Source organism: Streptomyces sp. NPDC088810, assembly GCF_044750305.1.
Taxonomy (GTDB): domain Bacteria; phylum Actinomycetota; class Actinomycetes; order Streptomycetales; family Streptomycetaceae; genus Streptomyces.
The window spans coordinates 875131-902006 of the sequence record NZ_JBIVJQ010000001.1; the positions used below are offsets into that span (position 1 = coordinate 875131).

The 26876-nt window shown below is 72.3% G+C and carries 23 protein-coding genes; 9 read left to right on the top strand and 14 right to left on the bottom strand.

Going from position 1 to position 26876, the window contains the following annotated elements; all coding sequences use genetic code 11:
* The first annotated feature begins 98 nt into the window (after positions 1 to 98).
* Together ACIP4Y_RS04025 and ACIP4Y_RS04030 are read left to right on the top strand one after the other, a co-directional pair.
* Positions 99 to 575 (top strand): DUF6578 domain-containing protein, encoded by a 477-nt coding sequence (locus ACIP4Y_RS04025; RefSeq protein ID WP_358640746.1) that lies wholly within the window; start codon positions 99 to 101, stop codon positions 573 to 575.
* Between the two features lie 15 nt (positions 576 to 590).
* On the top strand, positions 591 to 3842 hold the full coding sequence (locus ACIP4Y_RS04030) for a BTAD domain-containing putative transcriptional regulator (RefSeq protein ID WP_401387400.1): 3252 nt from the start codon (positions 591 to 593) through the stop codon (positions 3840 to 3842).
* Positions 3843 to 3855: 13 nt separating this feature from the next.
* On the opposite strand, the gene ACIP4Y_RS04035 is transcribed toward ACIP4Y_RS04030, so the two are convergent.
* The 3 genes from ACIP4Y_RS04035 to panB all read right to left on the bottom strand — a co-directional run bounded on the left by ACIP4Y_RS04035 (position 3856) and on the right by panB (position 6707).
* A complete protein-coding gene (locus tag ACIP4Y_RS04035) occupies positions 3856 to 4677 on the bottom strand; it encodes an ABC transporter permease (protein ID WP_358640742.1) in 822 nt (273 codons plus the stop codon).
* Positions 4674 to 5699 (bottom strand): ATP-binding cassette domain-containing protein, encoded by a 1026-nt coding sequence (locus tag ACIP4Y_RS04040; protein WP_358640740.1) that lies wholly within the window; start codon positions 5697 to 5699, stop codon positions 4674 to 4676. Before ACIP4Y_RS04040 ends, ACIP4Y_RS04035 begins: the two co-directional genes overlap by 4 nt.
* Before the next feature lie 141 nt (positions 5700 to 5840).
* On the bottom strand, positions 5841 to 6707 hold the full coding sequence (gene panB, locus ACIP4Y_RS04045) for a 3-methyl-2-oxobutanoate hydroxymethyltransferase (protein ID WP_401387404.1): 867 nt from the start codon (positions 6705 to 6707) through the stop codon (positions 5841 to 5843).
* A 180-nt stretch (positions 6708 to 6887) separates the two neighbouring features.
* Between panB and ACIP4Y_RS04050 the strand changes: the two genes are divergently transcribed.
* The 4 genes from ACIP4Y_RS04050 to ACIP4Y_RS04065 all read left to right on the top strand — a co-directional run bounded on the left by ACIP4Y_RS04050 (position 6888) and on the right by ACIP4Y_RS04065 (position 11736).
* Positions 6888 to 8474 (top strand): MFS transporter, encoded by a 1587-nt coding sequence (locus tag ACIP4Y_RS04050; protein WP_358640736.1) that lies wholly within the window; start codon positions 6888 to 6890, stop codon positions 8472 to 8474.
* Positions 8475 to 8559: 85 nt separating this feature from the next.
* Positions 8560 to 9189, top strand: coding sequence for a TetR/AcrR family transcriptional regulator (locus ACIP4Y_RS04055; RefSeq protein WP_401387407.1), 630 nt, complete (start codon positions 8560 to 8562; stop codon positions 9187 to 9189).
* A 186-nt stretch (positions 9190 to 9375) separates the two neighbouring features.
* A complete protein-coding gene (locus ACIP4Y_RS04060; protein WP_401387410.1) occupies positions 9376 to 10425 on the top strand; it encodes an endonuclease/exonuclease/phosphatase family protein in 1050 nt (349 codons plus the stop codon).
* 93 nt (positions 10426 to 10518) lie between these two features.
* A complete protein-coding gene (locus ACIP4Y_RS04065; RefSeq protein WP_401387413.1) occupies positions 10519 to 11736 on the top strand; it encodes an MFS transporter in 1218 nt (405 codons plus the stop codon).
* 46 nt (positions 11737 to 11782) lie between these two features.
* On the opposite strand, the gene ACIP4Y_RS04070 is transcribed toward ACIP4Y_RS04065, so the two are convergent.
* Genes ACIP4Y_RS04070 through ACIP4Y_RS04080 form a run of 3 tightly spaced genes read right to left on the bottom strand, consistent with a single transcriptional unit; the run spans position 11783 to position 14250 of the window.
* Positions 11783 to 12601, bottom strand: coding sequence for an ABC transporter permease (locus ACIP4Y_RS04070; protein ID WP_401387416.1), 819 nt, complete (start codon positions 12599 to 12601; stop codon positions 11783 to 11785).
* Positions 12598 to 13569 (bottom strand): ATP-binding cassette domain-containing protein, encoded by a 972-nt coding sequence (locus ACIP4Y_RS04075; RefSeq protein WP_358640726.1) that lies wholly within the window; start codon positions 13567 to 13569, stop codon positions 12598 to 12600. The genes ACIP4Y_RS04070 and ACIP4Y_RS04075 overlap by 4 nt, the downstream gene beginning before the upstream one ends.
* 15 nt (positions 13570 to 13584) lie before the next feature.
* Positions 13585 to 14250 carry a DUF4097 family beta strand repeat-containing protein gene (locus ACIP4Y_RS04080; protein WP_401387419.1) on the bottom strand — a complete coding sequence of 222 codons (666 nt, stop codon included), beginning with the start codon at positions 14248 to 14250 and terminating at the stop codon, positions 13585 to 13587.
* Between the two features lie 223 nt (positions 14251 to 14473).
* On the opposite strand from ACIP4Y_RS04080, the gene ACIP4Y_RS04085 reads away from it, so the two are divergent.
* Positions 14474 to 15217: a helix-turn-helix domain-containing protein gene (locus tag ACIP4Y_RS04085; RefSeq protein WP_401387422.1), complete on the top strand. Its 744-nt coding sequence runs from the start codon at positions 14474 to 14476 to the stop codon at positions 15215 to 15217.
* 56 nt (positions 15218 to 15273) lie between these two features.
* Here ACIP4Y_RS04085 and ACIP4Y_RS04090 read toward each other — a convergent pair whose 3' ends face one another.
* The 3 genes from ACIP4Y_RS04090 to ACIP4Y_RS04100 all read right to left on the bottom strand — a co-directional run bounded on the left by ACIP4Y_RS04090 (position 15274) and on the right by ACIP4Y_RS04100 (position 18740).
* On the bottom strand, positions 15274 to 17217 hold the full coding sequence (locus ACIP4Y_RS04090; RefSeq protein WP_401387425.1) for a protease pro-enzyme activation domain-containing protein: 1944 nt from the start codon (positions 17215 to 17217) through the stop codon (positions 15274 to 15276).
* 210 nt (positions 17218 to 17427) lie between these two features.
* On the bottom strand, positions 17428 to 18060 hold the full coding sequence (locus tag ACIP4Y_RS04095) for a DUF305 domain-containing protein (RefSeq protein ID WP_358640718.1): 633 nt from the start codon (positions 18058 to 18060) through the stop codon (positions 17428 to 17430).
* On the bottom strand, positions 18057 to 18740 hold the full coding sequence (locus ACIP4Y_RS04100) for a DUF3105 domain-containing protein (protein ID WP_358640716.1): 684 nt from the start codon (positions 18738 to 18740) through the stop codon (positions 18057 to 18059). Before ACIP4Y_RS04100 ends, ACIP4Y_RS04095 begins: the two co-directional genes overlap by 4 nt.
* A gap of 136 nt (positions 18741 to 18876) precedes the next feature.
* Between ACIP4Y_RS04100 and ACIP4Y_RS04105 the strand changes: the two genes are divergently transcribed.
* Positions 18877 to 19326, top strand: coding sequence for an RrF2 family transcriptional regulator (locus tag ACIP4Y_RS04105; protein WP_401387429.1), 450 nt, complete (start codon positions 18877 to 18879; stop codon positions 19324 to 19326).
* Positions 19327 to 19366: 40 nt separating this feature from the next.
* On the opposite strand, the gene ACIP4Y_RS04110 is transcribed toward ACIP4Y_RS04105, so the two are convergent.
* Positions 19367 to 20551 carry a globin domain-containing protein gene (locus ACIP4Y_RS04110; protein WP_401387432.1) on the bottom strand — a complete coding sequence of 395 codons (1185 nt, stop codon included), beginning with the start codon at positions 20549 to 20551 and terminating at the stop codon, positions 19367 to 19369.
* Between the two features lie 307 nt (positions 20552 to 20858).
* Between ACIP4Y_RS04110 and glnA the strand changes: the two genes are divergently transcribed.
* Positions 20859 to 22220: a type I glutamate--ammonia ligase gene (gene glnA / locus ACIP4Y_RS04115; RefSeq protein WP_055703789.1), complete on the top strand. Its 1362-nt coding sequence runs from the start codon at positions 20859 to 20861 to the stop codon at positions 22218 to 22220.
* Positions 22221 to 22348: 128 nt separating this feature from the next.
* Here glnA and ACIP4Y_RS04120 read toward each other — a convergent pair whose 3' ends face one another.
* From ACIP4Y_RS04120 to ACIP4Y_RS04135, 4 genes are all read right to left on the bottom strand, one after another.
* Positions 22349 to 23002, bottom strand: coding sequence for a DUF3618 domain-containing protein (locus ACIP4Y_RS04120; RefSeq protein ID WP_401387435.1), 654 nt, complete (start codon positions 23000 to 23002; stop codon positions 22349 to 22351).
* A complete protein-coding gene (locus ACIP4Y_RS04125) occupies positions 22978 to 23400 on the bottom strand; it encodes a phage holin family protein (protein WP_358640710.1) in 423 nt (140 codons plus the stop codon). Before ACIP4Y_RS04125 ends, ACIP4Y_RS04120 begins: the two co-directional genes overlap by 25 nt.
* Before the next feature lies 1 nt (position 23401).
* Positions 23402 to 24169 (bottom strand): hypothetical protein, encoded by a 768-nt coding sequence (locus ACIP4Y_RS04130; protein WP_401387438.1) that lies wholly within the window; start codon positions 24167 to 24169, stop codon positions 23402 to 23404.
* A gap of 197 nt (positions 24170 to 24366) precedes the next feature.
* Entirely contained in the window at positions 24367 to 26727 is a 2361-nt protein-coding gene (locus ACIP4Y_RS04135) for an Orn/Lys/Arg decarboxylase N-terminal domain-containing protein (RefSeq protein ID WP_401387441.1), read from the bottom strand.
* Between the last annotated feature and the right edge of the window lie 149 nt (positions 26728 to 26876).

Genomic DNA, 26876 nt, shown 5'->3' on the forward strand with positions numbered 1-26876 from the left:
GTGCGGGCCGGTGACGGTCGGGAACTGCGACCGTACCGGCCGCGGACACGCGGGGAAAACGTCTCGCGGTGCCCGTCGGGTTCCTGGACCCTGGGGGAATGCCACGGATCAGGGTGTTCTACGACCACGCGGAGATGGAGTGCTGCGGCACGCCGTTCGCCGTCGGGGACGAGGTCTCCTGGCGGCTGGTCCCCGCGGCCCGTGCGGACGACCACTACGGCGCCGCCGCCCGGGTGGAGAACCACGGCGGCCCCGACCGGGCGACCACCGGCCGGGTCCGGGGCATCGAGCTGGTGCACCAGGAGTTCCTCGCCCGCCACGACCCGCGCGCCGTCGCACCGCCCGCCGCCGAACCCGGCGAGGTGATCTTCGTCGCGGCCGGGCGCCGCCTGGAGCCGGTGCCCGGCGCCCCCACCCTGGAACCCGTCGACACCTGCCCGAAGTGGTTCGACGCCTTCGAGCAGGAGGAACAACCGCCCCGGCGGGTTCCCTACCGGGTCCGCCGCGCCGTCGGCGTCCTCGTCGCCCTGGACGTCCCCGGCGGCACGCCGACGCAACCCGGTGACCGCCGCTGACCACTGACGGAGACAATGGACCCCGTGCGCTTTTCGCTGCTCGGCACCACCCAGGCGATCCGCCCCGACGGCACGGCCGTCCCGGTCGGCGGGGCGCGGCTGCGTGCCCTGCTGAGCGTGCTCGCGCTCCGGGCCGGCCGGACCGTGCCCGCGGGCGTCCTCGTGGACGAGGTGTGGGGCGCCGACCCGCCCGCCGACGCCGCCGGCGCCCTGCAGGCGCTCGTCGGCCGGCTCCGGCGGGCCCTCGGCCCCGACGCCGTCGCCTCCGCCGACGGCGGCTACCGGCTCACCGCCGCACCCGACGACGTCGACCTCGCCCGCTTCGACCGGCTGACCGGCGACGGCCTGCGCGCCCTCGCCGACGGCGACCCCGCCAAGGCCGCCGCCGTCCTCGACGACGCCCTCGCCCTGTGGCGCGGCCCCGCGCTCGCCGACCTGCCCGACCGCACCGCCGAGGCGGCCCGCTGGGAGACCCGCCGGCTCGACGCGCTGCGCGCCCGGCACACCGCCGCCCTCGCCCTCGGCGAGGCCGAGCGGGCGCTGCCCGAGCTGACCGCGCTGTGCGACAGCCACCCGCTGGACGAGCCGCTCCAGGCGCTGCGGCTGCGCGCCCTGCGCGACACCGGCCGCCCCGCCCAGGCGCTCGCCGCCTACGAGGACGTGCGCCGCCTGCTCGCGGACCGGCTCGGTTCCGACCCCGGCCCCGAACTGCGCGGCCTGCACACCGAGCTGCTGCGCGAGGAACCGGCCGAGCAGCCGCCCGCGGCCCGCACGGGCAACCTGCCCGCCCGGCTGACCTCCTTCGTCGGCCGGGAAGCCGACATCCGGGCCATCGGTGCCGACCTCGTCGCGGCCCGCCTGGTCACCCTGCTCGGGCCCGGCGGCGCCGGGAAGACCCGGCTGTCCCAGGAGGCCGCCGAGGCGGTACGGCACACCGTCCGGGACGGGGTCTGGCTCGCCGAGCTGGCCCCCGTGGACGACCCCGACGCCGTACCGCAGGCCGTGCTCACCGCGATCGGCGCCCGCGAGACGGTGCTGCACGGCGCCGGCGTGGACGGTATGCGCGCGGTCGCCGACCGGCACGACAACCCCCTCGACCGGCTCGTGGAGCACTGCGCCCGGCGCCGCATGCTGATCATCCTGGACAACTGCGAGCACGTCGTGGACGCCGCCGCCCGCCTCACCGAGCGGCTGCTGGCCCGCTGCCCGGAGCTGACGGTCCTCGCCACCAGCCGCGAACCCCTCGGCGTGCCGGGCGAGTTGCTGCGGCCGGTGGAGCCGCTGCCCGAACCGGTCGCGCTGCGGCTGCTCGCCGACCGGGGCGCGGCGGCCCGGCCCGGCTTCCGGGTCGAGGACGACCCCGAGGCGTGCGCCGAGATCTGCCGCCGCCTGGACGGACTGCCCCTCGCCATCGAGCTCGCGGCGGCCCGGCTGCGCATGCTGACGCCCCGACAGATAGCGGACCGGCTGGACGACCGCTTCCGGCTGCTCACCTCCGGCAGCCGCACCGTGCTGCCCCGCCAGCAGACCCTCAGAGCCGTCGTGGACTGGTCCTGGGACCTGCTGGACGCGGGCGAACGGGACGTCCTCGCCCGGCTGTCGGTGTTCGCCGGCGGCTGCGACCTGGCCGCCGCCGAGGCCGTGTGCGGGCCGGGTGCGCTGGACGCCCTCGGTTCCCTGGTCGACAAGTCCCTGGTGGTGGCCGCCCCCGGCGCCGACGGCGGCATGCGCTACCGGCTGCTGGAGACCGTCGCCGAGTACGCTGCCGAACGCCTCGCCGAGACCGGCGGCCGCACAGAGGCCGAGCGCGCCCACCTGACCTACTACCGCGAACTCGCCCGCGCCACCGACCCGTTGCTGCGCGGCCCCGAGCAGCTCGCCGCCATCGACCGGTTCCAGCTGGAGTACGAGAACCTGCGCACCGCCTTCCGGCACGCCGTCGCCGAACGCGACGAACAGGAGGCACTCTGCCTGGTCCTCTCCCTGCTGTGGTTCTGGCAGATGCGCGACCAGCGCATCGAGACCCGCACCTGGTGCCGGGAGGTCATGGCGCTCGGCCCCGACCCGTTCACCGAACCGGTCCGCCCCGCCGAACCGGTGTGGCAGCGCTGCACCGACACCCCGCCGCCGTACGCCGGCGAGATCCTCGCCGAGGCCCGGCGCGGGGTCCACCTGGCCCATCTGGCCTGCATGGACACCGAGATCGACGTTTGGCAGACCCCCGAGGCCCAGGCGAAGCTCCGCGCGGTCGCCCGGACCTACGAGCCCGGCCTGCCGCAGATCTGCCGGCCCCCGGGCATCCTGTGGTTCTTCGCCGAGCTGCTGACCGGCGGCGCCGACCGGCTGCGCACCATCGCCAACGCCTGCGTGCAGACCTGCCGGGACACCCCCGGCTACGAGTGGGAGCTGGCCGGCGCCCTCCAGCTGCGCGCCAACCTCCTGGCCAACCGCGCCGACTGGGCAGGCGACGCCACCCGCGACGCCGACGAGGCCCTGGAGATCTACCGCCGCCTCGGCGACGCCTGGGGCACCACCGAGGCCCTGTCCGCCCGCGGCGAGGCCCGGGAACGCAGGGGCGACCACCACGAGGCCGCCGCCGACTACCGGGCCGCCATCGAACACGCCGAGCGCCTCGGCGCCCGCGCCCAGGTGGCTGTGCTCCGCGCCCGGCTCGGCGGCACCCTGCTGGAGGCGGGCGAGAGCGAACGCGGCGAACGGATGCTCCGGGACGTCATCGCCAGCAAGGACAGCAGCCTCAACGAGGCCATGCCCGCCGCCCGGCTCTTCCTGGCCGGCTGGCTCGGCCTGACCGGCCGCACCGCGGAGGCCCGCGAACACCTGCGGCGGCTGCGCCAGGAGGTCCGCATCGCGCGCTTCGTCGTCTTCGACGCCGTGATCCTCTGCCAGGAGGCCTGGCTGAACGCCGTGGAGGAGCGCACCGAGGAGGCCCTCGGCCAGGCCCGCGACGCGCTGCAGCTCGCCGCCGACCCGCTGACCCAGGCCATCACCCCGCACCTGCACTCCGTCGTCCTCGGGGTCGCCGCGATGGCCCTCGCCCGCGCCGACGGCCGCGCCGCCGACGCCGCCCGCTGCCTGGGCGCCGCCGAAGCGCTGCTGCCGGCCGGCCACATCCCCTCCGGCGTGGAGCGGCGGGCCCGCGACCTGACCGAGGCGCGGATCCGGGAGGGGCTCGACGCGCGGTCGTACGAGGCCGCGTACGCCGAGGGCGGTGGCCTCTCCCTCGTGGAGGCCACCGCCCTGTTCTGACCGTCCTGGGACGTCAGCTCTTGGTGCGGAACTTGTGGATCGCCACCGGGGCCATGACCGCCGTCAGGCCCACCGACCAGATCAGCGTCACCCACAGGTCGTGCGCGACCGGGCCGCCCTGCATCAGACCGCGCGCGGTGTCGGCCAGCGCGGAGAGCGGGTTGTAGTCGGTGAACGACTGCAGCCAGCCCGGCATCGACGCGGTCGGCGCGAAGATCGACGAGCCGAACTGCAGCGGCATCAGCACCAGGAAGCCCATCGCCTGCACCGACTGCGCGTTCTTCATCACCACGCCGAGGGTCAGGAACACCCACATCAGCGCCGATCCGAACACCGCGGAGAGACCCACGGAGGCCAGCAGACCGGTCCAGCTGTTGATGTCGTAGCCCACGAGGAGGGCCACCACCATCAGCACCACGGTCGCGAACAGCATCCGCATCAGCTCCACCGCGATCTTCGCGAAGAGGACGGAGCCGCGACCGATCGGCAGGGACCGAAAGCGGTCCATGACACCGGAGTTGAAGTCCTGGTTGAAACCGGTGCCCACGCCCTGGGCCATGTTCATGCCCATCATGGCCATGAGCCCGGGCACCACGTACTGCACGTACTGGTCCTGCCCGCCGCCGAGCGACTTCCCGATGGAGCCGCCGAAGACGTACACGAACAGCAGGGTGAAGACCACCGGGAACAGGATCGCGTCGAACATCGACTCCGGGTCCTGCCGGATCCACAGCAGGTTGCGGCGGATCAGCGCGCCGGTGTGCCGTAGGTGGGCCCGCAACGGAATGGGCGTGTCGGCCTTCGCGTCGGCGGGGGACAGGGCGGCGGAACTCATACGGCGACCTCTTCGCGGGTGTCGGCGGGCACGGCGTCCTGCGGGGCACTGGCACGGTGGCCGGTGAGGGACAGGAACACCTCGTCCAGGCTGGGCAGTTCGGTGGTGATGGAGGAGATCGTGATCCCGCGCGCGGTGACCGCGCCGACCACGGCGGTCAGCTGCTCGTCGCTCAGGATCGGCACCAGCAGGGTCCCGGTCTCGCTGTCCACGGTGGTGGCCGCGAGCCCGGTGATGCCCAGGTCGTCCAGCATCGTGGCGAGCGGACGCAGCTCCAGCGGGTCGACCGGCCGCACCCGCAGGGTGCGTCCGCCGACGCGGGCCTTCAGCTCCTCGATCCCGCCGTTCGCGATGACCTTGCCCCGGTCCACCACGGTCAGCTCGGACGCGAGCTGCTCGGCCTCCTCCATGTACTGGGTGGTGAGCAGCACGGTGACGCCGTCGCCGACCATCGCCTTGACCTCGTCCCACACCTCGTTGCGGGTGCGGGGGTCGAGGCCGGTGGTGGGCTCGTCCAGGTACAGCACGGCCGGGCGGCCGATCATGGAGGCGGCCAGGTCCAGCCGCCGCCGCATGCCGCCGGAGTACGTGCCCGCGGGCCGCCTGGCCGCCTCCGTCAGCGAGAACCGCTCCAGCAGCTCGTCGGCGCGGGTGCGGGCGTCCTTGCGGGACAGGTCCAGCAGGCGGCCGATCAGGTACAGGTTCTCCCAGCCCGGGAGCTTCTCGTCCACCGAGGCGTACTGGCCGGTGAGACCGATGACCCGGCGCAGCTGGCGGGGCTGGCGTATGACGTCGTAGCCGGCCACGGTGGCCTGCCCGGCGTCGGGGGTGATCAGGGTGGACAGGATGCGTACGAGGGTGGTCTTGCCGGCGCCGTTCGGCCCGAGCACACCCATCACGGTGCCCTCGCGCACGTCCAGGTCGACGCCGTCCAGTGCCTTGGTCTCGCCGTAGTGCTTGACCAGTCCCCGTACGGTCACGGCGGAGCGGCCGCCGGCGGGGTTGTCGTCGATGCGTGTCATGCCGATGACAGTGCCAGCCCCCACCGACAAACGGCCTACAGCCGACCGACACCCCGCCGACACCCCCTGACGGCGCCCCGGCACGGCAGCAGCCCGCCGACGGGGGATGATCGGCGGGCTGCCCGGTGGTGCCGCAGTGGCTCAGTGGACGGAGTGCTCCTCCAGCGGGAACGCCCCGCCGACGACGTCCTCCGCGAACGCCTTCACCGCGTTGCCCATGACCTCACGCAGGTCGGCGTACTTCTTGACGAACTTCGGCACCCGCCCCGACGTCAGCCCCAGCATGTCGGTCCACACCAGCACCTGCGCGTCCGTCTCCGGCCCCGCCCCGATGCCCACGGTCGGAATGTGCAGCACCCGCGTCACCTCGGCCGCCAGCTCCGCCGGAACCAGCTCCAGCACCACCGCGAACGCCCCCGCGTCCTGCACGGCCTTGGCGTCGCGCAGCAGCTGCTGTGCGGCCTCCTCCCCGCGCCCCTGCACGCGGTAGCCCATCGCGTTGACGGACTGCGGGGTCAGGCCGATGTGGGCCATGACCGGGATGCCGGACTCCACCAGGAGCCGGATCTGCTCGTGCGAGCGCTCGCCGCCCTCCAGCTTGACCGCGCCGACCCCGGCCTCCTTCACCAGCCGGGTCGCCGAGCGCAGCGCCTGCACCGGACCCTCCTGGTAGGAGCCGAAGGGGAGGTCGCCGACGATCAGGGCGCGCTGCGTGCCGCGTACGACGGCGGCCGACAGCATGGTCATCTCGTCGAGGGTGACGGGCACGGTGGTCTCGTAGCCGAGGTGGCAGTTGCCCGCCGAGTCGCCGACCAGGATCACCGGGATCCCGGCCTCGTCGAAGACCGACGCGGTCATCGCGTCGTAGGCGGTGAGCATGGGCCACTTCTCGCCCCGCTCCTTGGCGAGGGCGATGTCGCGGACGGTGATGCGGCGGGTGCCCTTCCCCCCGTACAGCGCCTTGCTGCCGTCGGAAGGCTTGTTCTGGGCAGCCGAAAGCTGCGTCATGGCAACGGCTCCTTCAGTCATCTCGAGGCGCCCTGACGGCGTCCCCGGATCGACTCCATGGTGGCACCTCGTGCCATTCGGGGCCAGAGGTACCCCCCTGTGAGTCGAGCCGTGTAAGGCCTTGGTAAAGAAATAAGATACGAGACCGTTCCGTATCGGAATGATCGTAGTCTCGGACACATGACAAGTCCCGTCCCTGCCCCCCGAATACCGGAAGCAGTGCACCGGCGCCGCTGGGCGATCCTCGGCGTGCTGATGCTGAGCCTGCTCATCGTGGTGCTCGACAACTCGATCCTGAACGTCGCGATCAAGACCATCGCCACCCCCGCGCCGACCGGCCTCGGCGCCACCCAGAGCGAGATCGAGTGGGCGATCAACGCCTACACGCTCGTCTTCGCCGGCCTGCTGTTCACCGCCGGCCTCGTCGGCGACCGGCTCGGCCGCAAGAAGGTGCTGCTCGGCGGCATCGCCGTGTTCGGCATCGGCTCCGCGCTCGCCGCCGAGTCCGGCTCGCCGGCCCAGCTGATCGCCTACCGCGCGCTGATGGCCCTCGGCGCCGCCTTCGTCATGCCCGCCACCCTCGCCGTCCTCATGAACGTCTTCGAGCGCGAGGAGCAGCCCAAGGCCATCGGCATCTGGGCCGGCGGCGTCGGCCTCGCCATCGCCATCGGCCCGATCACCGGCGGCGCGCTCCTGGACCACTTCTGGTGGGGCTCGGTCTTCTTCGTCAACGTGCCCATCGTGATCATCGCGCTGGTCCTGATGGTCTGGCTGGTGCCCGACTCCCGCGACCCGCGCCCCGGCCGCCTCGACCCGGTCGGCGTGGTCCTGTCCGTCGTCGGCCTGGTGCTGCTGGTCTACGGCATCATCAAGGGCGGCGAGCTGGCCGACTTCACCGACGCCAAGGTGCTGGCCACCATCCTCGCCGGGCTCGCCGTGCTGGTCGGCTTCGTCGTCTTCGAGAAGCGCAGCGACCACCCGTCGCTGGACGTCACCTACTTCCGGAACAAGGTCTTCTCGGCCGCCATGAGCGCCATCGCGCTGGTCTTCTTCGCGCTGATGGGCGTCACGTTCTTCAGCGTCTTCTACACGCAGAGCGTGCGCGGCTACTCGCCGCTGCAGTCCGGGCTGCTGATGCTGCCGCTGGCCGCCGCCCAGATGATCTTCGCGCCGCGCGCCCGGCTGGTCGTCGACCGGTTCGGCAACAAGGCCACCACCACCGCCGGCCTGGTGCTGATCGCGGCGACCCTGGCCGTCTTCGCCACCTTCGAGGCCGACACCCCGATCTGGCTGCTGGAGGTCGTCTTCTTCCTCATGGGTGCCGGCATGGCCCACATCATGACGCCGACCTCCGTCGTCATCATGCAGGCCCTGCCCCGCGAGAAGGCCGGCTCCGCCTCCGCGCTCAGCAACACCTTCCGCCAGGTCGGCGGCGCCCTCGGCATCGCCGTCCTCGGCTCGGTGCTCGCCGCCTCGTACCGCGACGGCATCGAGGACAAGCTCGGCGCGCTGCCGCCGGGCCTGCGCGACACCGCCGCCGAGTCCGTCGAGGCCACCCTCGGCATCGCCGAGAAGCTCGGCCCGCGGGGCGAGGCCCTGGTCGCCCCGGCGAACGACGCCTTCCTGCACGCCATGCACATCACCGCCCTGTGCGGTACGGGCGTCGCGCTGATCGGTGCCGTGGTGACCGCCCTGTTCCTGCCGGGCAAGCCGCCGGCCGGTCAGCGCGACGACGCCGAACCGGAGTTGGTCGCGGCCGCGGAATGACCGGACCCGCCCTGGTGGGCGGGTCCACGGGGGAAGGAGGGTGCTGCGGGACAATTCCCCCAGCACAGTGAGAGGACGGAACGACGTGACCCTTGCCGACAGCCGGCCACGGCCGGACGGACCCGCCCGGGGCCGGCCGCGCAGCGAAGCCGTGGAACGGGCCATCCTGGAAGGCGTGATGAAGCTCCTGGAGCAGGGCGTGCCCCTCGCCGAGCTGTCCATCGAGCGGGTCGCGCGCACGGCCGGGGTCGGCAAGGCCACCATCTACCGCCGCTGGAGCGGCAAGGAGGAACTGTTCGTCGACGTCGTACGCGCCGCCGAACCCCCCGACCCCCGACTGCCCGGCACCTCCCTGCGCGACGACCTCGTCGTGCTGCTGGAGTCCCTGCGCCAGCGCGGCCTGATGAGCCGCTCCTCGGCGATCCTGCACAACGTGTACGCCCAGATGAAGTCCGCCCCCAGGGTCTGGGCGGCGTACCACGCGAGCGTCATAGCGCCCCGGCGTGCCATCGCCCTGGAAGTGCTGCGCCGGGCGCAGGAGAACGGCGAGATCCGGGCGGACGTCGACCTGGAGCTGGCCAATGACATGTTCGTCGGCCCCATGCTCGTCCGCTCCGTCATGCGCCCTGACGCCGACCTGCCCGAGGGTCTGGCGGAGCAGATCGTCGACACGGTCCTGGAGGGCCTACGACCCGTCAGGTCGACAGCCTCGTAGCACTCGTGTGCGTGTTTCGTCACAGACCGCGCCGTCCGCGGGGGAACCGGAACTCGCGGCACCGGCTCGTTCGTCCTCGTCTTCCGTACGGCCGTCATGGGACGGCGGGAACGAGCCGATCATCCCCTAGGGTCGTCAAGAGCACGGGGGCGAACGGTGTGCACGGCAGGCAGTGAGGCAGACGGTATGGCGCAGCAGGCGTACATGACGGAGACGGCGGGCGACGGCTCGGGGCCCGAGCGGCCGGGATCCCGGCTTCGGCGCCTCACGCACCGCCTGTTCTCCGGCTGGCGGAACGATCCGCGGATCTGGCGGCGCGGCCTCGTCCTCGCCGCACTGGCCCTGCTGCTCGCCCTGGTGATGCTGGTGCACGCCCACATCCCCAACCGGGTGGGCAATCTCGGCTCGCTCACCGAGACGTTTCTGCCCTGGCTGGGCCTGGCCGTCCCGGTGCTCCTGGTGCTCGCCCTGATCCGCAGGTCGGCGACCGCGCTGATCGCGCTCGTCCTCCCGGCGATCGTCTGGCTGAACCTCTTCGGCGGGCTGCTCACCGACAAGGCGGGCGGCGGCGGCGACCTCATGGTGGCCACCCACAACGTCAACGCCGACAACCCCGACCCGGCCGCGACCGCCACCGACGTGGCCGCCTCCGGCGCCGACGTCCTGGCGCTGGAGGAGCTGCCCGCCTCCGCCGTACCCGTCTACGAGAAGGCGCTCGCGCCGACGTACAAGTACCACGCGGTGGCCGGCACGGTCGGCCTGTGGAGCAGGTACCCGATGACCGGGGTGGAGGCCGTCGACATCAAGCTCGGCTGGACGCGGGCGATGCGGGCCACCGTCGCCACGCCCCGCGGCCCGGTCGCGGTCTACGTCGCCCACCTGCCCTCGGTGCGGGTGAAGATGGAGGCCGGGTTCACCGCCCGGCAGCGGGACAAGAGCGCCGACGCGCTCGGTGAGGCGATCGCCGACGAGCCCCTGAAGCGGGTCGTGCTGCTCGGCGACCTCAACGGCACGATGAACGACCGCTCGCTCAACGCCGTCACCTCCCAGCTGCGCTCCACGCAGGGCGCGGCGGGCAGCGGCTTCGGGTTCAGCTGGCCGGCGTCGTTCCCGATGGCGCGCATCGACCAGATCATGGTGCGGGGCGCCGAGCCGGAGAGCAGCTGGACCCTGCCGCGCACGAACAGCGACCATCTGCCGGTGGCGGCCCGTGTGAAGCTCGACACAGCCTCGTAAACCGCTGGAATTTCGGACCGGAGCGCGTTTGTTCCGTACGGGAACATACTGCGAGACTCGAACCCGTACGCACTCCGCTCTGAAAGGTCCTTCATGCCCCTCGCCCTGCTCGCCCTCGCCGTGGGGGCCTTCGGCATCGGCACGACCGAGTTCGTGATGATGGGGCTGCTCCCCGAGGTCGCGGACGACCTGCACATCTCGATCCCCACCGCCGGGCACCTGGTCTCGGCGTACGCGCTGGGCGTCGTCATCGGCGCCCCGCTGCTGGCCGCGCTGACCGCGCGCATGTCCCGCCGGACCGTGCTCATCTCCCTGATGGCCCTGTTCGTGGCGGGCAACGCCCTCTCGGCGTTCGCCCCCGGCAACGGCTCCCTGCTGGCCGCCCGCTTCCTGAGCGGCCTGCCGCACGGCGCCTTCTTCGGCGTCGGCGCGGTCGTCGCCACCGCGATGGTGCCGCCGGAGCGCAAGGCGCGCTCGGTGTCCCTGATGTTCCTCGGCCTGACCGTCGCCAACATCGCCGGCGTCCCCGCCGCCACCCTCATGGGCCAGCACCTCGGCTGGCGGGCGACGTTCCTCGCGGTCAGCGCGATCGGCCTGGCCGCGATCGCCTCCCTCGCCCTCCTGATCCCGCACGACCGCGAGCACGCGGCCGCGTCGACGGGCCTGCGCGGCGAACTGGCCGCCCTGCGGTCCCTGCCGGTCTGGCTGGCCCTCGGTACGACGGTGGCGGGTTTCGGCGCGCTCTTCGCGGCCTACAGCTACGTCACCCCGATGCTCACGGACACCGCCGGCTACGCCGAGACGAACGTGACCCTGCTGCTGGCCCTCTTCGGCGTCGGCGCCACGGCCGGCAACCTGCTGGGCGGCCGGCTGGCGGACCACTCGCTGCGCGGCACCCTGTTCGGCGGCCTGGTCTCGCTGGGCGTCGTACTGCTGCTGTTCCCCCTGCTGATGCGGGCGGAGTGGAGCGCGGCCCTCGCGGTGACCCTGCTCGGCGCGGCGGCGTTCATCACCGGCTCCCCGCTCCAGCTGATGGTGATGGAGAAGGCCGCCGCGGCCCCCTCCCTCGCCTCCTCCGCCAACCAGGCGGCCTTCAACCTGGCCAACGCCGGCGGCGCCTGGATCGGCGGCCTCGCCCTGGCGGCCGGCTTCGGCACGACCTCCCCGGCCCTCGCGGGCGCGGTCCTGGCGGTGCTGGGCCTGGGCGTGGCGAGCGTGGCGTACGCGGTGGACCGCCGCCGGGACACTCCGTCGGCGGGACGCGTGGTCACGTCCCACGTCCCGGACGAGCCGGCCGCCGTGCACCGCTGACCGCAGTGATGGGCGGATTGCCAATCGCCGTGGGGGGTGAGGGGGCTTACTTCGGGGACTTCTTGAAGGTTGTGGTCGACCAGGTGTAGCCGAGGGCCGTCAGGGCCAGGCACCAGGCCAGCGCCAGCCAGCCGTTGGTGCCGATCCCGGTGCCGAGGAGGAGGCCTCGCAGGGTCTCGATGGCCGGGGTGAACGGCTGGTACTCGGCGATCGGCCGGAACCAGCCGGGCAGGGAGTCGAGCGGGACGAAGGCGCTGGACAGGAGCGGCAGCAGGATCAGCGGCATCGCGTTGTTGCTTGCCGCCTCGGCGTTCGGGCTGACCAGGCCCATGCCGACCGCGATCCAGGTGAGCGCCGTGGCGAAGAGCACCAGCAGTCCGAACGCCGCCAGCCACTCCAGGGCGGTGGCATCGGCGGAGCGGAAACCGATCGCCACCGCGACGGCGCCGACGAGCACCACGCTCACGACTGACTGCAGCACGCTGCTGATGACGTGCCCGACGATCACCGAGCCGCGGTGGATCGCCATCGTGCGGAAGCGGGCGATGATGCCCTCGGCCATGTCGGTCGAGACGGAGACCGCGGTGCCGATCGTGGTGCTGCCGATGGTCATCAGCAGCAGGCCGGGGACGATGTAGGCGATGTACCTGGCGCGGTCCGGAGCGCCGCCGCCGAGGCCCGCGCTCATGGTGTCGCCGAAGACGTAGACGAAGAGCAGCAGCAGCATGACCGGTGTCAGCAGCAGGTTCAGCGTGAGCGACGGGTAGCGCCGGGCGTGCAGGAGGTTGCGGCGCAGCATCGTGGCCGAGTCCCGTACGGCGAGGGAGAACCGGGTCGGGCGGGCGGTGGCCGGGGGAGTGCTCATCGGGCGGTCTCCTTGGGCTGGTTCGGCTGGTGGGGGACGTTCGCGCCGCCGGTCAGCGCGAAGAAGACGTCGTCGAGGTCGGGGGTGTGCACGGTCAGCTCGTCCGCCTCGATGCCGGCCGAGTCCAGCCGGTCGAGGAGGGAGCGCAGCTCGCGCTGGCTGCCGTCGCCCGGGATCCGCAGGGCGAGGGACTCGTCGTCCCGGGAGGCCTCGCGCAGCGCGCCGGCGGCGCTCCGGTACGCGGCCGGGTCGGTGAAGCGGAGCCGGACGTGCCCGCCGGGGACGATCCGCTTCAGCTCCTCGGCCGTGCCCTCCGCCGCGATTCTGCCGTCGTGCAGCACGGCGATGCGGTCGGCGAGTTCGTCGGCCTCCTCCAGGTACTGCGTGGTGAGGAAGACGGTGACGCCGTCGGAGACCAGTTCGCGGATGATCTGCCACATGGTGTGACGGCTGCGGGGGTCGAGGCCGGTGGTCGGCTCGTCCAGGAAGATGATCCGCGGGCCTCCGACCAGGGTCATGGCGATGTCCAGGCGGCGCTTCATGCCGCCGGAGTAGGTGGAGGCGGGCTTCCGCGCGGCCCCGGTGAGGTCGAAACGCTCCAGCAGCTCGGCGGTGACCTGCCGGCGCTCGCTCTTGGACAGGTGGTGCAGGTCCGCCATGAGGAGCATGTTCTCCTCGCCGGTGATCAGGCCGTCGACGGCGGAGAACTGCCCGGTGACCCCGATCGTGGCGCGCACCGCCTGCGGATCGGCGGCCAGGTCGTGGCCGCCCACGCGGATCCGGCCACTGGCGGGGTCGGGGGAGACGAGCGTGGAGAGGATCTTGACGGCGGTGGTCTTGCCGGCGCCGTTCGGGCCGAGCAGGGAGAAGATCGTGCCTTCCGGCACGGCCAGGTCGACACCGTCGAGGACGGTCTTGTCGCCGTAGGACTTGCGCAGCCCGGTCGCCGCGATGGCCAGATCGGTCATGAGGAGTGCTCCTGTTCAGAGGCTGCGGGCGGTGATGTCGCCATGGGAGGTGGTGGCGCGGATGTCGAGTTCGGCGGTGCCGTCGTTCCTGAGGGCGTTGCTGATGCGGCCGTGGCCGGTGCCGGCGTCCAGGGCGGCGGAGACTCCGCGGGCCGCGCCGACCGAGATGTCGCCGGACTGGGTGCGCAGGACGACCGTGCCGCGCCCGGCCTCGGCGATGCGGATGTCGCCCCGTGCGGTGCTGATCTCCGCCGAGCCGCCCAGCCGGCCGACCTCGACGTCACCGTCGACCGCGGTGAGGCGGACGCTCGCGGCTTCGTCGATCTTGATGCGGTGGTAGGCGCCGTCGAAGGCGACGTCGCCGAGGCGGCCGACACCGCGCAGCTCGCAGGCGGACGCCGTGGCCTCGACGCGGGAGCCGGCGGGCAGCTGGACGGTCACTTCGACGGCACCGGAGGGGCCGAAGAGCTGGTTCTTCGCCGCCGGGGCCGCGATCCGCAGGACGCCGTCGCCGTACGCGACCTCGACTTGCTCCGCGGCCTTCACGTCGCGGCTCTTGGAGGCGTCCGCGGGCAGGACCTCGACCGTGGTGTCGGCCCGGTCGGCGGCGATGAACTGGATGCGTCCCGCAGGGATGTCGAGGACGGCGGAGACCGGGGCGGGGGTGGTGAACTTCTGCATGGTGCGTTCCTTCGGTTCGTTGTTTCCGATGATGGAAACGCTACGTTGCATTCATGAACCAGGCAATGAGTCCGTTGCGAGCGATGGGTAATTGTGCAGGTCAACACCGGGAAATCGTTGCAACGGGCCTGATGGTAACGCAACGCCCCCCTGTCCTATCGTTGCAATGGCATGAGGGTGAACGCTAAGCTGCAGGTGCCGCAGACCGATGAAGGAGGCCGTGATGCCGGGAGGCAGGCTCACCCAGCAGGAACGTCAGCAGATCGCGCTGGGACTGGCCGACGGCCTCGCCTACGCGGAGATCGCCAGACGGCTGGACCGTCCGACCTCGACCGTCACCCGCGAGGTCATGCGCAACGGCGGCCCCACCGCCTACCGTGCCGACCTCGCCCACCGGGCCACCGAACGCCGTGCCCACCGGCGCCGGCAGGCCGCCCCCCGCGGGGCGCAGGCGCCCCCGCAGGGCTACGGACGCGATCCCGAGGCCGTGCGCGCGTACGAGGAGACGCTCACCACGGTGTTCATGCAGTCGGGCACGCCCCACATGATGGCGCGGGTGATGGCCTGCCTGACCATCAGCGACGCGGGCAGCCTCACCGCGTCCGAACTCGTCCAGCGCCTCCAGGTCAGCCCGGCGTCCGTCTCCAAGGCCATCGCGTTCCTCGAGGGCCAGGACCTGGTCCGCCGGGAACGCGACGAACGCCGCCGTGAGCGCTACGTCGTCGACGACGAGGTCATGTACCAGGCGATGATGGCCAGCGCCCGGTCCACCGCCCAGGTCGCCGAGACCGCACGGCAGGGCGTCGGCGTCCTCGGCCCCGGCACCCCGGCCGGCGCCCGCCTCGAAAACACCGCCCGCTTCCTCGACTTCGTCGCCGAGAGCCTCGCCCGCGCGGCGGAGCAGGCGCGCGAGATCCTCCACACGAAACCCGCGACGCCCTCGGACGGCCCCGCCGCGTCCCGGTGACGCACAAAGGGGCGTGAGGTCACCAGGACCCCACGCCCCTCAGGCGATCCGGAGGATCAGCGCCGGCGGAACGACTGGACGTACCCGTTGGCCGGGGAACCGACGCCGGTGACGTCGTCGTAGCCCTTCACCGCGGACAGCGAGCTGTCCTTGCCGAGGCTGCGGACCGAGGTCGCCAGGCCGCCGGAGGCGTCGAGGCCGTTGACGAAGTCGATCCGGGCCACCGCCAGGCCGGAGCCCGTCGGGTTGTCCGTGACGTCGTGGAAGACGCCCTTCTTGCCGTACTTGGCGTAGATCACCGGGTTGGCGAAACCGAGGGCCTTGCCGCCGCGGGCCTCCTGGGCCAGCGCCTGGACGGCCGCGATGACCGGGGCGGCCAGCGAGGTGCCGCCGATGCGGTACTCGCTGTACTGCTCGGTGCCGTCCGGGAACGTCTGGGTCTGGCCGACGAGGAAGCCGGTGTTCGGGTCGGCGATGGCCGCGATGTCCGGGACGACGCGGTTGCCGGAGGCGTTGTTGGCCGTGGCCAGCTCCTTCGGCACGACGCCCTTCTGGTAGTACGGCTGAGGCACCGTCTTGCTGGTGCCGCCGCCCGCGCCCGAGGTGAAAGCGCCGGGGAAGTTCGTCCAGCTCTTGCCGTCGGCCGACAGCGAGGCCTTCTCGGTGCCCCAGCCGGTCTCCCACAGGTACGAGTCGCCCTTGCCGACGGCCAGCGAGGTGCCGCCGACCGCGGTCACCCAGGCCGAGTTGGCCGGGGTGTCGACCTGCTTCACACCGGTGTTGGCGACCTGGTCGCCGTCGTCGCCGGAGGAGAAGTAGAAGCCGATGCCCTGCACCGCGCCCAGCTGGAAGACCTGGTCGTAGGCGGCGGCCAGGTCCGGCGTCTGGTTGGCCTCGACGTCGCCCCAGGAGTTGGAGACGATGTCGGCCAGGTGGTTGTCGACGATCTTGCTGAGCGAGTCCAGCAGGTCGTCGTCGTAGCAGGAGGCCGCGCCTACGTAGGTGACGTCGGCGTTCGGTGCGACCGCGTGGACCGCCTCGACGTCGAGGGTCTCCTCGCCGTACCAGCCGGCCGCGCCGCACTCCTTGGTCTTGGTGTAGCCCTTCGGCAGCACCTGGTGCAGCTGGCCGGTCCTCCAGGCCGCGTCGCCGTGCTTCTTCGCGTAGGTGCCGGCGTCGTAGGCGATCGTCGGGGAGGCGTACGCGTCGGTGATGGCGATGCGGACGTTCTTGCCGGTGTAGGTGCCGGCGCCGTACGCGGCGCGCAGCTGCTTGCCGGTGTACCCCTTGACCGCGTACGGGATCTTCTGGCCGTACGCGTCCGGGAGCGTCGTCGCGGTGTTCGAGCCGTAGTACGAGGAGAACGGCCCGGAGTTCTTGAACACCGCGTCCGGCGGCGGCAGCTGGTCGTCGTGGTTCGCCTTGTGCGGGGCGTTGTCCAGGCCGGTGACGGTCAGGACGGCGCCCTTCAGGGCGGCCGGGACGGAGGCCGTGCGCGCCGGGGCGCGGTAGGTCTTCGAGCCCTTGGCGAAGTTGTGCAGCTGGGTGCCGAACGCCTTTTCGGCGGCGGCCACGTCGCCGGAGACGGCGACGTAGTGCGGGGTGACCGCGGTGACGGTCAGGCCGGCCGACTTCAGCCAGGACGTGACGGCGGCCACCTGGGCCTTGGTCGCCCCGAAGCGGGCCTGTGCCTTCTTGCCGCTCAGGTACTTGCCGTACAGCGGCGAGTCGGGGTCGGACACCGCCTTGGCGTAGGCGGCCAGGCCGGCCCGGTCCTGCCCCGCGAGGTAGACGCGGGCCTTGACCTGGGCGCTGTCCGGGGTGGCGCCCTTGTCCGCCTTGGCCGTGGCCCAGAGCGGCTTGGTGCCCTTCAGAACGTCACGAGCGGGGCTGTCCGCGGCGTGCGCCGCGGGTATGCCCAGCGCCAGTGCGCCGGCGATCATAGGCAGTGTCGCTGCCATGCTCACGCCGGCGCGCACGGTGGCGCGGTTGGATCTCATAGAACCCCCTGCGATGCGGTTCGCATGCATGTCGTGGTCGGTACGTCGCGTTTCCGCGCGCCGGCCCGCGGCGGTGTCGGCCGGCGAGTGGATCACACGATGGGGGCCACTCTTTCGATGAACCGTTCATGCCAGGGGAAGGGGGAAGTCAAGAGAAGCTCAAGTAAGCGCCATCGAAGGTGATTTGAGGCATTCATCCTTACGGCGGTGTTACGAACGGGCTTGCGCGCCCCGCTCCTTGAGCATTCCGGCCATCAGCTCGATCTCCGACTGCTGCGCGTCGACCATGCCCTGCGCGAGCCGCTTCTCCACGCCCACGGTGCACTTGGCGACACAGCCCTCGGCCATGTGGATACCGCCCTTGTGATGGTCCGTCATGAGCTGCAGGTACAGGACCTCGGCCTGCTTGCCGCTGAGCGACTGGAGCTTGTTCAGCTCGGTGTTCGTGGCCATGCCCGGCATCAGCGCGCCGTCCTTGCCGGAGGCCATGTCCCCCATGCCCATCCAGGTCATCGGCGGATCGGCCGACACCTTCGGCAGCCCCCACAGGTCCAGCCAGCCCAGCAGCATCCCGCGCTGGTTGGCCTGCGTCTGCGCGATGTCGTACGCGAGCCGCCGGACCTCCTCGTTCTTCGTGCGGTCCCGCACGATGTACGACATCTCGACGGCCTGCTGGTGATGGACGGCCATGTCCCGGGCGAACCCGGCGTCGGCGGACTCCGCGCCCGGCGTCTTCGTATCCGGTCCGCCGGTGTCCTCGGCCACGGAGTACGTGATCGCGCCGGCCGCCACGAGCACCGCCGCGGCGGTCCCCGCGACCCAGCCGATGTGCTGCCGCCTCACTTCATGACCCCGCCGGTGCACGAGGCGCCCGGCTCGGGCGTCTGCGGCCCCTGCACATAGGCGGCGAAGAACTTGTCCACTTCCGGGTCCTTGGCGCTCTTCACCGCGACCTGGTGGCCCCACGCCGACAGGATCAGCGGGGCGTCCTGGTTCTCGTACGGGCTCATCAGCGAGTACGGCGTCTTCTTCACCTTGGCCGCGAGCGCGTCGACGTCCGCCTTGTCCGCCTTGCCGGTGTACGTCACCCAGACCGCGCCGTGCTCCAGCGCGTGCACGGCGTTCTCGTCCGCGACCGGCTTGGTGTAGACGTCGCCGTTGCAGTTCAGCCAGACCGGGTTGTGGTTGCCGCCGACCGGCGGGTGCATCGGGTACGACACCTTGGTCGTCACGTGCGTCCGGGACAGCTTGCCCGACCAGGTCTTCACGCCGTCCTTGCCGGTGGTGAAGTGCCCGGAGTCCCCGGCGCCCTTGGCGTCGCCGCTCGGCTTCCCCGCGTCCGTGCCGGAGTCGCGCTGCGAGTTCACCAGGACCACACCGCCGACGACGAGACCGGCGACGACCACCACGCTGGCGGTGATGGTGAGCACCCGGTTGCGGCGCTCGCGGGCACGCTCCTCGCGCCGCATCTCCTCGATGCGCGCCTTGCGCGCCGCGGTGCTGTTGTTCTTGCCGGAACCCATGAGGCGTGTCCTTCTTCAGAAGGGGACGTGGACGGTGGGGCCCGCTGATCGTAATGCGCACGGGCCGCGCTTCCGTAGGGAGGGCACAGGAACCGGATGATTTGAAGCCGGAAAGCGCATTACCTACGCTCGCGGTATGCGGCTGCTGCGCTCCACCGACCTGGCCCTGCGCGTCCTGATGCGACTCGCCGTCGCCGACGCCACCCCCACGACCCGCCAGGTCGCCGCAGACATGGACGTCCCCTACACGCACGCCGCGAAGGTCGTCGCCGAGCTCCAGCACCTGGGCCTGGTCGACGCCCGGCGCGGGCGCGGCGGGGGGCTGGCGCTGACCGAGCGGGGCCGTACGGCGTCGGTGGGCGCGGTCGTGCGGACCTTCGAGGGCGAGGGCGACGTGGTGGACTGCGAGGGGACGCAGGGGACGCCGGCCTGCCCCCTGCGCTCCGGCTGCCGCCTGCGGGGCGCGCTGCGGGGGGCTCAGGAGGCGTTCTTCGCTTCGCTGGATCCGGTCACGATCGCCGACATCGTGGGTGAGCCGACGGGGCCGTTGCTGCTCGGGATCTCCCGGGGACCGGGGCCGGTCTGAGCGGCGGCGCGGTGCGGGGGTGCCGCGAGGGCGCTGATGCTCAGCCTCGCGCCAGCCACAGGTCCGGGCCGAAGACCTCGTAGTGGATGTCGGCCGGGGCGACGCCCTTCGCCATCAGCTGGGTGCGGAGGGCGCGCATGAAGGGGAGGGGGCCGCACAGGTACGCGCGCGTGCCGGGGTGCACGGCGATGTCCGTCAGGTCGACCAGGCCGGTGCGGGTGCCGGGCTCGGCGTCCCGCTCGTAGAAGAGGTGCACGCGGGCGTCGGGCAGCTTGCCGGCGTAGGCCGTGTGACCGGCGCGCAGGGCGTGCTCGGCGGGGGAGCGGTCGCCGTGCACGACGGTGACCGGGGCGCGGTGGCCGCCGGCCGCGAGGTCGGCCAGCATCGCGATCATCGGGGTGACGCCGATGCCCGCCGAGGCGAGCAGCAGGGGCGTGTCCGGCGCGTCGGCAAGGACGAGGTCGCCGTACGGCTCGGACAGCTCCAGGGTGTCGCCGGGCCGCACGCGCGCGTGGAGGTGGTTCGAGACCTCGCCGTCGGGCGTGGCCGCGCCGTGCGCGCGCTTGACGCTGATCTGGCGCACCGCCTCGCCGGGCGCCCCGGACAGGCTGTACTGCCGGATCTGCCGGGCCCCGTCGGGCAGGGTGACGCCGACGGAGACGTACTGCCCGGCGCGGAAGCCGGCCACCGGGCCGCCGTCGGCCGGCCGCAGCCGGAAGGTGGCGACGTCCGCCGTCTCCTCGACCCGCTCCACGACCTCCCATGCGCGCAGGCCGGGGCCGCCGCTCTCCTCGTACAGCCGCTTCTCGATCGCGATCAGCGCGTTCGCCATCAGCCAGTACACCTCGTCCCAGGCGGCGGCCACCGCGGGCGTGACGGCCTCGCCGAGGACCTCGGCGATGGCGGCGAAGAGGTGCTCGTGGACGACCTGGTACTGCTCGGGGGCCACGCCCAGCGAGGCGTGCTTGTGCGCGATGCGGGCGAGCATCGCGTCCGGCCGCTGGTCGGGGTGGTCCAGCAGGTGCGTGGCGAAGGCGGCGATCGAGCCGGCGAGGGCCTGCCGCTGGGTGCCGGCGGCCTGGTTGCCGCGGTTGAACAGGTTGCGCAGCAGGTCGGGGTGGGCGGCGAAGAGGCGGGTGTAGAAGCGCTCGGTGATCTCGCCGATGGCCGCTCCGACGGCGGGCAGGGTGGCGCGGACGGTGGCTGCGGACTGTTCGGTCAGCATCGGGACTCCTCGGAGAACTCGGCTGTCCGCACGCTATGAAAACTTGCATCTGATCTGCAAATTTAAGCGGAGTGGTGTCGCTCACCAGGTGGAGCGGGCCGGCCATTACGGATGTGGGTCCGAGCAGGCAAGATGGGCGAGAGCGCAGTACACCTGCCGTACGAGAGGCGTTCAGCACGAGGACGCTCGGGCGATCAAGGTCCGCAACGCGCGTGAAATGGTGTTGTGGTGGGATGCTCAGGTGCCCGACCGCCTCCCGTGATACGGGGGACAGGCGGCCTGACCAGCAAGGATGGGGAAGCGGAAGATGGACAAGCAGCAGGAGTTCGTGCTCCGGACCTTGGAGGAGCGCGACATCCGGTTCGTACGCCTGTGGTTCACGGACGTGCTGGGCTTCCTCAAGTCCGTCGCCGTGGCCCCTGCGGAACTCGAGCAGGCCTTCGACGAGGGCATCGGCTTCGACGGCTCCGCCATCGAGGGCTTCGCCCGGGTCTACGAGTCCGACATGATCGCCAAGCCGGACCCCTCCACCTTCCAGGTCCTGCCCTGGCGCGCGGAGACCCCCGGCACGGCCCGCATGTTCTGCGACATCCTGATGCCGGACGGCTCCCCGTCCTTCGCCGACCCGCGCTACGTCCTCAAGCGCGCCCTCGCCCGCACCTCCGACCTGGGCTTCACCTTCTACACCCACCCGGAGATCGAGTTCTTCCTGCTGAAGGACCGCCCGCTGGACGGCTCCCGCCCGACCCCCGCGGACAACTCGGGCTACTTCGACCACACGCCCACCAACGTCGGCATGGACTTCCGCCGTCAGGCGATCACCATGCTGGAGTCGATGGGCATCTCGGTGGAGTTCTCCCACCACGAGGGCGCGCCGGGCCAGCAGGAGATCGACCTGCGCTACGCCGACGCGCTCTCCACGGCCGACAACATCATGACGTTCCGCCTGGTCATGAAGCAGGTGGCACTGGAGCAGGGCGTCCAGGCGACGTTCATGCCGAAGCCTTTCTCCGAGCACCCCGGCTCCGGCATGCACACGCACCTGTCCCTCTTCGAAGGCGACCGCAACGCCTTCTACGAGTCCGGCGCGGAGTACCAGCTCTCCAAGGTCGGCCGCTCCTTCATCGCCGGCCTGCTGCGGCACGCGGCGGAGATCTCCGCGGTCACCAACCAGTGGGTGAACTCCTACAAGCGCATCTGGGGCGGCTCCGAGCGCACGGCCGGCGCGGGCGGCGAGGCCCCCTCCTACATCTGCTGGGGCCACAACAACCGCAGCGCCCTGGTCCGCGTCCCGATGTACAAGCCCGGCAAGACCGGCTCCGCGCGCGTCGAGGTCCGCTCCCTCGACTCCGGCGCCAACCCCTACCTGGCCTACGCCGTCCTCCTCGCCGCCGGCCTGAAGGGCATCGAGGAGGGCTACGAACTCCCGCCGGGCGCCGAGGACGACGTCTGGGCCCTGTCCAACGCCGAACGCCGCGCCATGGGCATCGAACCCCTCCCGCAGAACCTCGGCGAGGCCCTGACCCTCATGGAGAGCAGCGACCTGGTCGCCGAAACCCTCGGCGAACACGTCTTCGACTTCTTCCTGCGCAACAAGAAGTCGGAGTGGGAGGAGTACCGCTCCGAGGTGACCGCCTTCGAGCTGCGGAAGAACCTGCCGGTGCTGTAAGCGGTCGGCAGGCGGCCGTCTTCCCGACGGGTCTCAGTCGCCGACCGTCCGCCGGACACCCTGCCGGCAGCGCCCCGCGCCCCGTGGTCGCGGGGCGCTGCCGTACCGGACAGCGCCGTGACCCGTCCTCACGGCGTCTCGTCCCTCAGATGCCGGCCAGACTCACGCGCCTGCTCGGCGACCTCGCCGGTCCGGTCGCGCGCCTCCTCCTGCGTGACGCGGGCCGCCTGGGCCGCGGTGTCCTGTACCTCCGCGGCGGCGCTCTGCGCCACCTCCCGGGCGCCTTCCTTCAGGTTCTGCGCGGACTCGACGGCGGCCTGCTTGACCGGTTCCAGGGCCTCGCTCTGCAGGAGATCGGACGCCGCCTGCTGCTCGGCTTGCGTCGTCGGCAGCAGTGAGGACGCCAGGGCGCCGACGCCGAAGGCGATCAGCCCGGCGGCAAGCGGGTTGCCCCGCGTCTGGCTCCGGGCCAGCTCGGGCGCCCGCTGGACGGCCTGCCCCGCCTCGCCGGCCGCGTCGCGGGCCGCGTCGACCGCCCGTCCGGTGCCCTCCTGCACCGAGCCGGCCGCCGACTGCGCGGTGTCCGTCATGCTCTGCGCGGTCTGGGACGCGCTGCCCATGACCCGCTCACGGATGCCGGATACCGCGCCACGCATGCGCCGCGTGCGACGGCGGACCACTCGCCGGGGACTGGTCCGGTCGGCGAGCCGGTCCACGTCCGAGGACAGCCGGTCACGCGTGGCCTCGATCTCAGCCCTCACTTGGTCGGGTGACGTGCCCATTCCGCGTTCTCCTTCAAGGTCTCGACGGTTCGCTCGGGTTTCGGGGAGACCGCGCGCATCCGGTCCCGGCCCCGCTGGTAGAGCACGGCCGCGACGACCGCCCACACGGCGGCGACGATGAGGGCGGCCCAACCCCCGTCCAGCACGTTGGACAGGCCGAGTACGGCGGCCAGCGACAGGAACAGCAGGACCATGTAGCCGGCGAATCCGGCTCCGCCGTACATGCCGGCGGCCTTGCCCGCTCGCGCCCCCTCCTCCCTGATCTCGGCTTTGGCCAGCTTCACCTCCTGACGGAAGAGCGTCTGCAGGTCCGAGGTCACCTCGGACAGGAGCTGTCCCATGGAGGCGTCCCGCTCCGGCGGCCGGGGCACGCCGGGCGTGGGCGAGGCGGCGGACATCTCACACCTCCGGGAAGGTCCGGCCCGGGGCGTCCTCCGGCGGCGCACCGACGGCTGGCGGGACCTGCGGCGGTGGCGGCACCGCCGCTCCCGTGCCGGGCCCGGCGGAGGACGCCGGCGGTGTTGCCGAGGCGGGTTCCGCGGTGGACGCGGGGAACGGCTGCGGCGAGGTCCCGGGCGCAGGCGCCGCGGCGGCGGGCGGCAGTGGCTGGGGAGCCGTGGCCGTCACCGCCCGGTCCGGCCGGGCTGCGGCCTCCTGCTCCCGCCCGGATCCATCGGACCGGGAGGCGGTTCCCGCCGCCTTCGCCAGGCGTCCCACCGCGAGTCCGGCGAGCAGCGCACCGCCCAGGAAGGCGCCGGGACGCCGCCGCGCGAACTGCTGGAGGTCGGAGACGATGCCCTGGGCCCCCTGTTTCTCCAGGTAGTCGGCCGCCCGGTGGCCCTTGTCGGCGGCCTGGGCCGCCAGACTGCGGGCCGGGGAGTCCTGCTGGGCGCTCTCGGCGAGCCCGGACAGGTCGTGCGCCCACTGCCGCAGCGCCTCGGCCGCACGCCGGGTCTGTCCATCGGCCTCGTCCACCACACGGCTGCACACCTGGTCGACGACGGTTCCCGCCTGCTGCCGCGCCTCTCCCACGACCGCCTTGGTCTGTTCCGCCGCGGTCCCGGCGACCTCGGTCGCCGCCTGCTTGGCCTGGTCGGCGGTCGCGGTGGCCTCCGTCATGACCTTCTCCCCGGCGGCCCCCGTGCCGGTCTGTATGGACTCACTCATCGGCGACTTCTCCTCATCGGATGGTTCGCGTGCGGTCTCCTGCGTGCGCCGTCCGGCATGGGCCGCGAGCCCGCGCGGGGCACCGCAGGGGACCGTCCGTCCCGCCTCGAGTGGCCATTTGTCCGTGATTAACACGTTCGTGGGGATATTAGGCGACGTGTTCTCGACCTGAGGGGACGCCCGCTGCAACACCCGGGTCACTCCGTGCGCAGTACCTCGATCTCGTAGTCCCCGGTGTCCTCGTCGATCGTCACGCCGTGGGTTTCGCTGCGGAAGCCCGGGAAGCGGCGGTCGAAGGTTTCCAGGGCGGTGAGGTAGCGCAGGAGGGGGCCGTCGGGGGTGCCGGTGGATTCGCCCGGCATGAGGACAGGGATGCCGGGCGGGGTGACCGTGACCATCGCGGCCGCCACCCGGTGCGCCGCGTCGGCGATGCGGATGCGTTCCGTGCCGCCCCGCACCAGCTGCTGGTAGCAGTGCTGGGGCGGGTGGACCGGCTCCGGGAGCTGACGGAACGCGGTTTCGAGCAGCTCCACCAGGCGTGCCGAGCGCAGCTGCTCGTGCATCTGCCGGCACAGCTCGCGCAGGGTCAGGCCGGAGTAGCGGCGCGGGTGCGCGGCGACCGCCTCGGGCAGGACCCGGTCCAGCGGGGCGCCGGAGTCGTACAGGGCCTTGAAGTCCATCAGGGCGTCCAGCAGCGTGCCCCACTTGCCCTTGGTGATGCCCATGGAGAACAGGATCAGGGTGGTGTAGCTGTCGGTCTTCTCGACCACGATGTTCCGGGTGGCCAGATACGCGGTGAGGACGCGGGCCGGGATGCCCTCCTCGGCCATCTCACCGGTGGCGGTGATGCCCGGGCAGGTCAGCGTGACCTTGACCGGGTCCAGCATGCAGTGGCCCTCCGTCAGCCCGGGGAAGCCGTGCCAGGCGGCGCCCGGCTCCAGCAGCCAGCAGGACTGCTCGGTGCGCAGCAGCTCGGGCGGGGCGTCCCCGAAGGGCAGCCGTTCGCCCGTCGCCGGGTCGGTGACCTGCTCCGGCTGCCACACGCCGAAGAACCACGGCGGCCGGTCCCCGGCGCTCGCCACCCGCCGCCCCAGCCGCACCATCTCCTGCCGGAAGCGGATCGCCTCCGTCACCGTCTCGTCCAGCAGCCACTCGCCCTGCGGCCCGTCCATCATGGCCGCCGCCACGTCCAGCGAGGCGATCATCGGGTAGAGGGGCGAGGTGGTGCCGTGCATCATCAGCGCCTCGTTGAAGCGGTCGTGCTCCACGGGTGCCCGAGGCGCCGGCCGTACGTGCACCATCGCCGACTGGGACAGCGCGGCCAGCAGTTTGTGCGTGGACTGGGTCGCGAAGACCGTCGGCCGGTCCGGGCCGGGGAAGGAGTCCGCGTCCACCGACATGCCGTAGCGGCCCCGGTACAGCGGATGGAAGCGGGCGTACGCGAACCACGCCTCGTCGAAGTGCACCCGGGGCGTGCTGGCCGCGAGCGCCTTCGCGGCCGGTACGGCGGCGTAACACAGGCCGTCGTAGGTGGAGTTGGTGAACACCGCGTACTGGGGGTCCCGCGAGACGGCGCCCTCGGCGAGCGGGTGCGCGGCGATCCGGGCCGCGATCGAGTCCGCCGCCAGCTCGGCCGGCGGCAGCGGGCCGGCGAGACCGTAGCCGTTGCGGGTGGGCACCAGGTAGACCGGCCGGGCGCCGGAGACGACCAGGCCGTGCAGCACCGACTTGTGGCAGTTGCGGTCCACCAGGGCGAGTTCGTCGCGGGTGACGCTGAAGTGGCCCACCAGCCGGTTGCAGGTGGAGTCGCCGTGCAGCACGAAGTAGCTGAGGTCTGCGCCGAAGACGCGGGCCGCGTTGCGCTCGGCCTCGCCGATCGGGCCGGTGTGCTCGAACAGCGAGCCCAGCTCCTCCACCGAGATCGACAGGTCGGAGCGGAGCAGCCGTTCGCCGAAGTAGTCGTGGAAGGCGCGTCCGGCGGGCGACTTGAGGAAGGCGACGCCACCGGAGTGGGCGGGGGTGTGCCAGGAGTACTCGTGGGCGTCGTCGAAGCGGCGCAGCGCCCGGAAGAACGGCGGCAGCACGTCCTCCCGGTAGGCGCGGGCGGCGCTGGTGATCCGGCCCGCGATGAACCCGGGGGTGTCCTCCAGCGGCCACACGTATCCGACGACCGTCTCCGACACCCACAGCGGCAGCTCCCGCACGCCCTCCTCGGCCATGACGAGGAACACCGGCAGGTCCCGGTACCGCCGCCCGATCCGGCGCAGCACGGCCGCCGCCCCGCCCGGGGCCCCGTCGACGGCCCCGTCCCGCGCGGCCAGCGCGGCCCCGGGCCCGTCACCGGCGGCCCGCCCGCCGGGCAGGTCCCAGGCGACCAGGGCCGCGGCCAGGCCCGCCTCGGTCCGCAGCACCGCGTCCGCGTCCTCGGCGGTGACCGCCCAGCGCACCCCGAAGCCGTCCGCCTCCACCGCCTCCCGGATCTTCCGCAGCTGCTCGGCCCCGGCGCCCTCGGCGCGCGGATGCTCCGGTACCGCGACCAGGATCCTGCTGTCGGCCATCCCGTGCCCTCGTTCTCTCCCGGCGGCCACCCGGCCACCGCCGCGCAAAGTCTCCGGGGCGGCCGGCCGCAACCCCGGCAGCCCGCGACGGCACATCATCGTGATGACGGAAACTCAGGCCCGCGGATTGACGCAACCGGCCACCCTGC

What these genes read in the sequence shown, in the direction of transcription:
- panB (WP_401387404.1), bottom strand. Translation starts at nt 6,707, where the DNA reads ATGACGCAGCTTTCGGCTGCCCAGAACAAGCCTTCCGACGGCAGCAAG.
- ACIP4Y_RS04080 (WP_401387419.1), bottom strand. Translation starts at nt 14,250, where the DNA reads ATGCAGAAGTTCACCACCCCCGCCCCGGTCTCCGCCGTCCTCGACATC.
- ACIP4Y_RS04135 (WP_401387441.1), bottom strand. Translation starts at nt 26,727, where the DNA reads ATGGCCGACAGCAGGATCCTGGTCGCGGTACCGGAGCATCCGCGCGCC.
- ACIP4Y_RS04125 (WP_358640710.1), bottom strand. Translation starts at nt 23,400, where the DNA reads ATGTCCGCCGCCTCGCCCACGCCCGGCGTGCCCCGGCCGCCGGAGCGG.
- ACIP4Y_RS04105 (WP_401387429.1), top strand. Translation starts at nt 18,877, where the DNA reads ATGCGGCTGCTGCGCTCCACCGACCTGGCCCTGCGCGTCCTGATGCGA.
- ACIP4Y_RS04120 (WP_401387435.1), bottom strand. Translation starts at nt 23,002, where the DNA reads ATGGGCACGTCACCCGACCAAGTGAGGGCTGAGATCGAGGCCACGCGT.
- ACIP4Y_RS04100 (WP_358640716.1), bottom strand. Translation starts at nt 18,740, where the DNA reads ATGGGTTCCGGCAAGAACAACAGCACCGCGGCGCGCAAGGCGCGCATC.
- ACIP4Y_RS04025 (WP_358640746.1), top strand. Translation starts at nt 99, where the DNA reads ATGCCACGGATCAGGGTGTTCTACGACCACGCGGAGATGGAGTGCTGC.
- ACIP4Y_RS04065 (WP_401387413.1), top strand. Translation starts at nt 10,519, where the DNA reads ATGCCCCTCGCCCTGCTCGCCCTCGCCGTGGGGGCCTTCGGCATCGGC.
- ACIP4Y_RS04030 (WP_401387400.1), top strand. Translation starts at nt 591, where the DNA reads ATGGACCCCGTGCGCTTTTCGCTGCTCGGCACCACCCAGGCGATCCGC.
- ACIP4Y_RS04110 (WP_401387432.1), bottom strand. Translation starts at nt 20,551, where the DNA reads ATGCTGACCGAACAGTCCGCAGCCACCGTCCGCGCCACCCTGCCCGCC.
- ACIP4Y_RS04060 (WP_401387410.1), top strand. Translation starts at nt 9,376, where the DNA reads ATGGCGCAGCAGGCGTACATGACGGAGACGGCGGGCGACGGCTCGGGG.
- ACIP4Y_RS04035 (WP_358640742.1), bottom strand. Translation starts at nt 4,677, where the DNA reads ATGAGTTCCGCCGCCCTGTCCCCCGCCGACGCGAAGGCCGACACGCCC.
- ACIP4Y_RS04050 (WP_358640736.1), top strand. Translation starts at nt 6,888, where the DNA reads ATGACAAGTCCCGTCCCTGCCCCCCGAATACCGGAAGCAGTGCACCGG.
- ACIP4Y_RS04090 (WP_401387425.1), bottom strand. Translation starts at nt 17,217, where the DNA reads ATGAGATCCAACCGCGCCACCGTGCGCGCCGGCGTGAGCATGGCAGCG.
- ACIP4Y_RS04075 (WP_358640726.1), bottom strand. Translation starts at nt 13,569, where the DNA reads ATGACCGATCTGGCCATCGCGGCGACCGGGCTGCGCAAGTCCTACGGC.
- ACIP4Y_RS04085 (WP_401387422.1), top strand. Translation starts at nt 14,474, where the DNA reads ATGCCGGGAGGCAGGCTCACCCAGCAGGAACGTCAGCAGATCGCGCTG.
- ACIP4Y_RS04130 (WP_401387438.1), bottom strand. Translation starts at nt 24,169, where the DNA reads ATGAGTGAGTCCATACAGACCGGCACGGGGGCCGCCGGGGAGAAGGTC.
- glnA (WP_055703789.1), top strand. Translation starts at nt 20,859, where the DNA reads ATGGACAAGCAGCAGGAGTTCGTGCTCCGGACCTTGGAGGAGCGCGAC.
- ACIP4Y_RS04070 (WP_401387416.1), bottom strand. Translation starts at nt 12,601, where the DNA reads ATGAGCACTCCCCCGGCCACCGCCCGCCCGACCCGGTTCTCCCTCGCC.
- ACIP4Y_RS04040 (WP_358640740.1), bottom strand. Translation starts at nt 5,699, where the DNA reads ATGACACGCATCGACGACAACCCCGCCGGCGGCCGCTCCGCCGTGACC.